We start from the raw sequence: 4,160 nt of genomic DNA on the forward strand, positions 1-4,160 counted from the left end.
GCCTCCCGCCAGCCTCGCAGCCGCAGGTGGGCGGGCTGGCGGGCGCTCTCGCGGCGGGCGCCGAGGAAGGCGATCCGGCGTCGGCCGAGGTCGAGCAGATGGCGCACCGCGATCCGCGCCGCGCCCACGTTGTCGATCATGATGTGGTCGTAGGGGCCGTCGTACTCGCGCTCGCCCAGCAGCACCATGGGCGGGCCGTCGGGCCGTTCCAGCAGGTCCTCGCGCTCCAGTCCGATCGGGCTGAGGATCAGCCCGTCGATGACGTGCGAGCGGAAGCCCTGCGACACCAGCAGCTCCTTCTCGCGCAGCCCCGCGGTGTGGTCGAGGAGCACCGTCAGATCGTGCCGGGCCGCCGCGTCGATCACCGCGCCGGCCACCTCCGCGAAGTAGGGGTTGCCCAGTTCCGGGATGGCCAGGGTGATCAACCCGGTGCGGCCCTTACGGAGGTGACGTGCCGTCAGGTTGGGCCGGTAACCCAGCTCGTCGATGGCCCGCTGCACCCGCTCACGGGTGCGCGGGGTCACGTGCGGGTAGTCGTTGACGACGTTCGAGACGGTCTTGACCGACACGCCGGCGCGCAGCGCGACATCCTTGAGGCTGACGCCCACGGCGATCCTTTCTCAGAAGCGGAGGGGGAATCCGGCCGTCCGCTGTGCGGGCGTGCCGCGCCAGGTCCGGCGGAAGGTGCTCATTCCAGCTGCTGGGTGCGGCTGAGCAGGGCCTGCATCAGAACTACCACAGCGAGAAACGCGCCGTTCACAGTGTCGGTGAAGGCGGAGCCGTACTGCGAGAAGTAGTGGTCGATGAGGTTGTGGATCACCGCGAGCAGCAGGACGCCGCTGACGGTGCCGGCCACCGAGCCGCTGCCCCCGGTGAGCAGGGTGCCGCCGATGACCACGGAGGCGATGGCGGTCAGTTCGTAGCCGACGCCGATGGTGGTCACGCCGGAGCCCAGGCGGGCGCCGCCGAGCGCGCCGGCCGCCGCGGCCAGGGTGCCCGACAGCAGGTAGACCAGCACCTTGGCGCGGGCCACCGGCAGGCCGAGCAGCAGTGCCGCGTTCTCGTTGCCGCCCATCGCGGTGAGGGTGGCGCCGAACCCGGTGCGGGTCAGCAGCAGCGCGCCCAGGGCGAAGAGGACGGCGACGATCAGCGCCGGGGTCCAGGTGCCGGCGCCGAGGGAGCGGAAGGCGGAGTCCTGTGGCACGAGGTAGGTGGTCGCGCCCTCGTCGGTGATGGCCTGCAGCAGGCCGCGCAGCCCGAGCAGTCCGACCAGGGTGACGATGAACGGCGCCATCCGGGCCCGCGCGACGAGCAGTCCCTGCACGGTGCCCCAGGCGGCGCCGACGGCCGTCGGCAGCAGGATCGCGAGCCAGGTGCCGTGCGTGGAGCCGTAGGCCCCGAGCACTCCCCCGAGCGCGTACATGGAGCCGACCGACAGGTCGATGCCTCCGGTGATGATGACGAAGGTCATGCCGAGGGCCAGCAGCCACACGAACGCGTTGTTGCCGAGGATGCTGCTGATGTTGGACCAGGTCGAGAAGGTGTCGGAGCCGGCCGAGGCGATCACGACCACCAGTACCAGCACGGCCAGCGCGCCGCGCCGCTGGATCTGCGGGGCGATCCGCTCGCCGAGGGTGGGAGGCGGGGCACCGGTCCCCGGCTGTGCGGTCGTCAGGACGGTGGAGGTCATCGGGTACCACGCTCCTGGGAGGCGTACACGGCGAAGCAGATGATGGCCGCCTCGACGATCTGGGTGTACGACGTGTGCACGTTGTGCTGGGTGAGCACCGCGGTGATCAGCTGCATGAACAGGGCCCCGGCGACGGTGCCGAGCACCCGCACCCGGCCCCCGGACAGCGGGGTGCCGCCGACGACGACCGCGGTGATCGCGTTCAGCTCCATGTTCAGGCCCTGGTTGGCCGGATCGGCCTCGGCGCCGTGACTGACGATGAGCACGCCGGCCAGCGCGGCCAGCACCCCGGAGATCACGTACACCGTGATCAGTACGCGTCGTACCGGCAGCCCGGACAGCCGGCTGGCCTGCCGGTTGTCCCCGACGGCCACCAGCTGCCTGCCGAAGGTGGTGCGGCGCACCAGCAGCCCGGTGAGCAGCGCGCACACGCCGGCGATCCACGCCATCTCGGGCAGCCCCGCGATGTTGCGGGAGCCGAGGTCGAGGATGCCGGACTGCATGACGGGCTTGGCGGAGTTGCCGTTGATGATCTCGGCCAGGCCCCGCACGCCGATCATCAGCGACAGGGTGGCCACGATGGGCTGGATGCGGGTGAGCGCGACCATCGCGCCGCCGACCGCGCCCGAGGCCGCGCCCAGCAGCAGGGCGACGGGCAGGGCCCCGCCGAGTCCGTAGCCCGCGTACAGCGGTACGACGGAGGCGGCCAGCGCGATGACGGCGCCGACCGACAGGTCGATGCCCTCCGTGCCGATGACCAGGGCCATGCCGAGGGCGACGAGCAGGGTGGGGGCGAGCTGGAAGAGCTGCACGCGGATGTTGCTCATCTCGACGAACGAGGTGTCCAGGCCGACGGCCACGCAGAACAGCACGACCAGGGCCGCGTAGACGCCGTACTCCTGGAGCAGGCGCAGCAGTCGGGCCCGGTCGGCGGCGGGGCCGGTCCAGGTGAGCGAGGTCATCGCTGGTTCTCCTTGACGGGGGCGGACGCGTCCTCGGCGGACCGTTGGCCGGTCGGCTCGGCCGGTGTGCCGGTATCGCCGGTCGTTTCCCCGGCCGGCTCGGGGGGCGCGGTGGCGAGCGCGTCGAGCAGGCGCTCCTCGGTGACCTCGTCGTCGGCGAGGTGGCCGACGACCTGTCCGTCCTTGAGGATCACCACCCGGTCGGAGCCCTCGATCAGCTCCTCCAGGTCGGAGGAGATCAGCAGCACGCCGAGGCCGTCGCCGGCCAGCTCGTCGATCAGTGCCTGCACCTCGGCCTTGGCGCCGACGTCGATGCCCCGGGTGGGCTCGTCCAGCAGCAGCACCTTCGGGTTCAGGCACAGCCAGCGGGCGAGCAGCACCTTCTGCTGGTTGCCGCCGGACAGGTCGCTGACCCGCTGGTCGGGGCTCGACGCCTTGATCCGCAGCCGCTTCATGAAGAAGGAGACGATCTCGTCCTGCTTGGCCCCCGAGACGAGTCCGGCGCGCGACAGGCGCGGCAGCGCCGCCAGCGAGATGTTCTCGCGCACCGACAGACTGGGGATGATGCCCTCCACCTTGCGGTCCTCGGGCAGCATCACCACACCGGCGCGGATCGCGGCGGCGGGGCTGCGCCGCCGCAGCGGCCGGCCCTCGACCTCGACCGCTCCCCCCTCGGTGGCGAGCGCGCCGACGATCGCCTTGGCGGTCTCGCTGCGTCCGGCTCCCAGCAGGCCGCCGAGACCGACGACTTCGCCGGGGTGGATGTCGAGGGAGACGTCGTGCAGCCGGTGCCGCACCGAGAGTTCCTTCGCCCGCAGCGCGGGTCGGCCCTCACGGCGGTCGTGCCGGTCGGTGTCGAAGGCGGTGGTGCCCTTCTCGCGGACGGTGGACATCTCCCGTCCGAGCATCAGCGAGACCAGCCGCAGCCGCTGGAGCCCCGCCATCTCCCCGGTGTGCACGACCGCGCCGTCACGCATCACGGTGACCCGGTCGCAGATGGCGTACAGCTCGTCCAGCCGGTGGCTGACGTAGACCACCGCGATGCCCTGCCGCTTCAGGTCGCGGATGACCGAGAAGAGGGTGTCGACCTCGCGCGGCTCCAGCGAGGAGGTGGGCTCGTCCATGATGACGACGCGGGCGTCGATCTGCACCGCGCGGGCCAGCGCCACCATCTGCTGGGCGCCGAGGCCGAGGGTGCGCAGCGGGCGGGTGACGTCGACGTGGACGCCGTAGCGGCCGAGCACCTCGGTGGCCTCGCGGTTCATCCGGGCGACGTCGACGAGTCCGAAGCGGCGCGGCTCGCGGCCGAGGTACAGGTTGCGGGCGACCGACATCAGCGGGACGAGGTTGACCTCCTGGTAGATGGTGGAGATGCCGTCCGCCTGGGCCTGGAGCGGGTTGCGGAACTCGCGTGCCCGGCCGTCCAGTCGGACCGTGCCCGAGTCCGGGCGGTAGACCCCGGTCATCACCTTGATCAGGGTGGACTTGCCCGCGCCGTTCTCGCCGAT

Annotated in this window: 4 protein-coding genes; all 4 read right to left on the reverse strand. The window is 71.7% G+C overall.

Annotated elements, in window-relative coordinates; genetic code table 11:
- The coding region (locus tag ACWEN3_RS42675; protein WP_452982995.1) for a LacI family DNA-binding transcriptional regulator at positions 1 to 608 on the reverse strand (608 nt) is incomplete at its 3' end.
- Positions 609 to 688: 80 nt separating this feature from the next.
- On the reverse strand, positions 689 to 1,690 hold the full coding sequence (locus ACWEN3_RS42680) for an ABC transporter permease (RefSeq protein ID WP_452982998.1): 1,002 nt from the start codon (positions 1,688 to 1,690) through the stop codon (positions 689 to 691).
- Complete coding sequence (locus tag ACWEN3_RS42685; protein WP_452983001.1) at positions 1,687 to 2,652, reverse strand: ABC transporter permease; 966 nt, start codon at positions 2,650 to 2,652, stop codon at positions 1,687 to 1,689. The genes ACWEN3_RS42680 and ACWEN3_RS42685 overlap by 4 nt, the downstream gene beginning before the upstream one ends.
- Positions 2,649 to 4,160: sugar ABC transporter ATP-binding protein (locus tag ACWEN3_RS42690; RefSeq protein ID WP_452983004.1), on the reverse strand; the 1,512-nt coding region annotated here is incomplete at its 5' end. The genes ACWEN3_RS42690 and ACWEN3_RS42685, both read right to left, overlap by 4 nt.

This window comes from Streptomyces sp. NPDC004561 (assembly GCF_053602155.1).